This is a genomic window from uncultured Campylobacter sp., assembly GCF_937890585.1.
Lineage (GTDB): Bacteria > Campylobacterota > Campylobacteria > Campylobacterales > Campylobacteraceae > Campylobacter_A.
Genome location: NZ_CALACG010000095.1, coordinates 1 through 3,720, shown reverse-complemented (window position 1 = coordinate 3,720; position 3,720 = coordinate 1). Strand labels below are relative to the sequence as shown.

Here is a 3,720-nt window from a genome sequence, read left to right as displayed (position 1 = left end):
AATTTAAATTTGCAAGCTTCACTACAAAACGGCATTTTTACTTTTCTATTTAAATTTAAAAACGGCTCACGAAATTTCGCCACGATAGTTTAAATTTAGCTCACCAAAGCCAAGCTCGCCCTAAATTTAGTCAAAATTATCTTTTTTCTTGGTATAAATTTATCCCATTTTGCAAGCGTTTTAGCCCTTCAAGCACCCTCTCGCGCTGCGTTGCGATATTCATACGAAGGAAAAATTTATCCCCCCTATAAGCATTGCCGTCATTTAGCCACAGCCCTGCCCTATCACGCAGAAATTTCATAAGATCACTCGAGTCCTCGCAAAACTCGCTGCAGTCAAGCCACAAAAGATAGGTCGCATTTGATGGCAGGAGTTTGACTGGTAAATTTTGCTCTTTTATAAAATTTGCAACGACCTTTTTGTTTTCAAAAAGATACTCTCTTAGCTCATCAAGCCATGCCTCGCCCTCGTTAAAAGCGGCGATTGCGGCGATGATCGCAAAGGCATTTGCCTCGCCAACCTCATCGTAGTTGATAGCAGCATTTAGTCTTGATCTGATCTTTTCATTTGGCGTAACGACGGCTGAGCTTTGAAGGCCAGCTATGTTAAAGGCCTTTGTTGGCGATATGCACGTTATGGAGTTGTTTTTGCACTCCTCGCTAACGCTGATAAATGGTACGTAGCTTAGCCTAGGGTCGGTTATGTCGCAGTGAATTTCATCGCTAATGACCAAAACGCCGTGCTTGTAGCAAAGCTCACCTATCTTTTTTAGCGTCTCTTTGTCCCAAATTTTACCTATTGGATTGTGGGGATTACAAAGTAGCATCATGGTCGTTAGTGGCTGGGCTAGCTTTGCCTCAAGGTCGTCAAAGTCTATCTCATAAGAGCCATTTTTATAAACAAGGTCGTTTGATAAAATTTCACGGCCGTTGTTTTTTATGCAGTTAAAAAAGACGTGATAAACGGGCGCTTGCACTAAAATTTGATCTCCCGGGCTGCTAAATCTCCTAATAGCCGTCGAAAGTGCTGGTATGACGCCCGTGCAAAAGCAGATCCACTCGTTTTGAAACCCCACATTGTGACGTCTTTGCCACCAGCTCCTTATCGCCTCATTCCACTCTTTTGGGATGAACGAGTAGCCAAAGACGCCGTTATCAAGGCGCTTTTGCAAGACACTTAATATCTCAGGTGCAGCCTTAAAGTCCATATCTGCAACCCACATCGGCAAAACGTCATTTTTCATACGCCATTTTGATGAGTTTGTGCCTTCTCTGCTTACTAATGTGTCAAAATCGTACTTCATAGCTTTTCCTTAAATAAAATTTTAAATCAATTATAACCCAAAAGATACTAAGATGATTTAAAAATTTAATACCCAAAAAGGAAAAATGATGAAACTAGCTCAGGCTCTCATCCTAAGATCTGACACGCAAAAGCGCATCGAACAGCTAAAAGTTAGGCTACTTAGCAATGCAAAAACGCAGGAGAACGAAAGTCCAAGCGAGGATCCAAAGCTTCTTTTAAAAGAGCTTGACAAGCTAACAAGCGAGCTTTTCACGCTCATTTGCTCTATAAATTTAACAAACTCAAGCGCTAAATTTGATGGCATGAGCCTAACTGAGATGATCGCTAAAAAGGACGCTTTGACGCTAAAAGCAAACGTGCTTAGGGAGTTTGCAACAAGCGCTAGTCAAAAAGTGGATCTTTACTCAAATAGCGAGATCAAAATTTTAAGCACAGTCGATGTTAGCGCGCTTCAAAAGCAAGTGGATGCGCTTTCAAAAGAGATCAGAGAGCTCGAGATGAAACTTCAGGAGGCAAACTGGGCGATTGAACTAGTAGAGTAAAATTTATGGTAAAAATTTAGCCAAAAGCGAGTAAAAAACCATACATTGGCGGCTTGCGAAGACCAGGCAAAAGCTTAAATTTAGTCTTAGCAATCTTACAAATGCAAATTTAAAAAGCACTTTTACTACCACTTACTGGTTTGGCTATATTTTGGGTGGGTTTGGGGAAAATTTAAGGCGCAAATTTGCTGCCTTATCAATAAAAATTATTATTTACATATTTTATTTTTTGAGTTATAATCGCCTCAAATTTTATCAAAATAGGAGTCAAAATGAGACAGTATGAAACATACAAATGCGAAAAATGCGGCAACGAAATCGAAGTTCAAAAAGTTGGCGGCGGCACACTAACCTGTTGCGGCGAAGAGATGAAGTGCGTGACTGAAAATTTAACAGCGGTAAATTTGATGAAGGCATTTGCCGGCGAGTCACAAGCTAGAAACAAATACGAGCTTTACGGCGACCTAGCTAAAGAAGCAGGCTATCACGCGATAGCTAGACACTTTTACGAGGCAGCTGAAAACGAGAAATGGCACGCAAGGGCTGAATTTAAGAAATATCACGAGATGATGAACGATCCGATCGATAAGATGGATAAAAATTTACTTGACGCTGCAGCTGGCGAAAACTACGAGCATACGACGATGTATCCAGACTTTGCAAAGATCGCAAAAGAAGAAGAGCTAAGAGATGTTGAGAGGCTATTTAACGCGATCGGCAAGGTTGAAGTAGAGCATGAAAGAGAGTATTTAGAGCTCAAAAAGATGCTTGATGAAGAGGGCTTTTTCGAGAGCGACGAAGAAGATATCTGGGTTTGCGAGGTCTGCGGACACGTTCACAGAGGCAAAAAAGCTCCAGGTGCTTGCCCACTTTGCAAAGCTCCAAAAGAGTATTTTAAACGCGAATTCTTAGGCTAAAAGCCAAAATAGCCAAGGCGCTTGTCTTGGCTAAATTTATAATTTTTTAAGCACACAACCACTATAAAAAATGTTATACTTTCGCATACTTTTTCACAAGGAGAAAATATGAAAAAATCACTTCTAGTTTTAGCTACTCTTGGCTTTGCACTAAACCTAAACGCTGCAGATCTTACAGATACTTGCAAGTCTTACTTCTCAGACATCGACAAAATGGTCGAAGCTTACAAACAAGCTGGTCAAGAGCAACAAGTAAAAATGTACGAAGATCAAAAGAAACAATCAATGGATCAACTAGCTTCTTTACCAAAAGAGCAACAAGACGCTACTTGCAAACAAGCTAAAGAGATGTTTGCTCAAGTAATGGACCAAATGAAAAAACAAGGTCTTTTAAAATAAAACTCCGCGTGGCTAGGCTCTCTAGCCACTCTTTCTTTAAATTTTACTTCTCGCTTTTACATATCAAATTTGCTAGCTTTGCAGCCAGTGGCGCTACGAAAAATATCGCAGGATAGGCAATCACAAAGGCTTTTAAGTATTCTACTATCCAAATTTGTACAAAGCCGTCAATAAAGCCAAAGTGCAAATATGTCATCGCAAAAGAGATGATAAACGCCATAATTGCTGACATTATAAAGGTAAAGACATATCTATAAAATTTTACTGGTATCAAATTTCCACCTAAATTTATTTACAAACAAAGCTACTTGCCTTGCTTGCGTCACCGCCTACGTATGTAGCCACCTTTGGATAGGCACACACTAAAAACTCCTTGCCAGCATGCTCTTTGGTGCTTCGCACTTTTCATGCCACATCTCAAGCGCACCAAGCGGACCCACGTCTATGCCGTTGCCGCTCTCACACTGCGTCTTTCATATCGCTATTTAAAATTTTCACATCTTTTAAACTCGCATATCCTGCCTTATCAAGGGCAAATGCCGCAGTGCCAAAAAGTG

At 40.5% G+C, this 3,720-nt stretch carries 5 protein-coding genes; 3 read left to right on the top strand and 2 right to left on the bottom strand.

The window, feature by feature from the left end; translation table 11 throughout:
* Positions 1-136: 136 nt before the first annotated feature.
* On the bottom strand, positions 137-1,303 hold the full coding sequence (locus Q0296_RS02680) for a MalY/PatB family protein (protein WP_298036229.1): 1,167 nt from the start codon (positions 1,301-1,303) through the stop codon (positions 137-139).
* A gap of 88 nt (positions 1,304-1,391) precedes the next feature.
* On the opposite strand from Q0296_RS02680, the gene Q0296_RS02675 reads away from it, so the two are divergent.
* The 3 genes from Q0296_RS02675 (at position 1,392) to Q0296_RS02665 (ending at position 3,163) form a co-directional block, all read left to right on the top strand.
* Complete coding sequence (locus tag Q0296_RS02675; RefSeq protein WP_103599097.1) at positions 1,392-1,847, top strand: DIP1984 family protein; 456 nt, start codon at positions 1,392-1,394, stop codon at positions 1,845-1,847.
* 272 nt (positions 1,848-2,119) lie between these two features.
* Entirely contained in the window at positions 2,120-2,764 is a 645-nt protein-coding gene (locus Q0296_RS02670; RefSeq protein ID WP_002940712.1) for a ferritin family protein, read from the top strand.
* 108 nt (positions 2,765-2,872) lie between these two features.
* The gene (locus Q0296_RS02665; protein ID WP_298036223.1) at positions 2,873-3,163 is read left to right on the top strand and encodes a DUF5339 domain-containing protein; all 291 of its coding nucleotides are present in this window, start codon (positions 2,873-2,875) and stop codon (positions 3,161-3,163) included.
* A gap of 43 nt (positions 3,164-3,206) precedes the next feature.
* On the opposite strand, the gene Q0296_RS02660 is transcribed toward Q0296_RS02665, so the two are convergent.
* Positions 3,207-3,437, bottom strand: coding sequence for a DUF2798 domain-containing protein (locus Q0296_RS02660; RefSeq protein WP_298036221.1), 231 nt, complete (start codon positions 3,435-3,437; stop codon positions 3,207-3,209).
* Between the last annotated feature and the right edge of the window lie 283 nt (positions 3,438-3,720).

What these genes read in the sequence shown, in the direction of transcription:
- Q0296_RS02680 (WP_298036229.1), bottom strand. Translation starts at nt 1,303, where the DNA reads ATGAAGTACGATTTTGACACATTAGTAAGCAGAGAAGGCACAAACTCA.
- Q0296_RS02675 (WP_103599097.1), top strand. Translation starts at nt 1,392, where the DNA reads ATGAAACTAGCTCAGGCTCTCATCCTAAGATCTGACACGCAAAAGCGC.
- Q0296_RS02670 (WP_002940712.1), top strand. Translation starts at nt 2,120, where the DNA reads ATGAGACAGTATGAAACATACAAATGCGAAAAATGCGGCAACGAAATC.
- Q0296_RS02665 (WP_298036223.1), top strand. Translation starts at nt 2,873, where the DNA reads ATGAAAAAATCACTTCTAGTTTTAGCTACTCTTGGCTTTGCACTAAAC.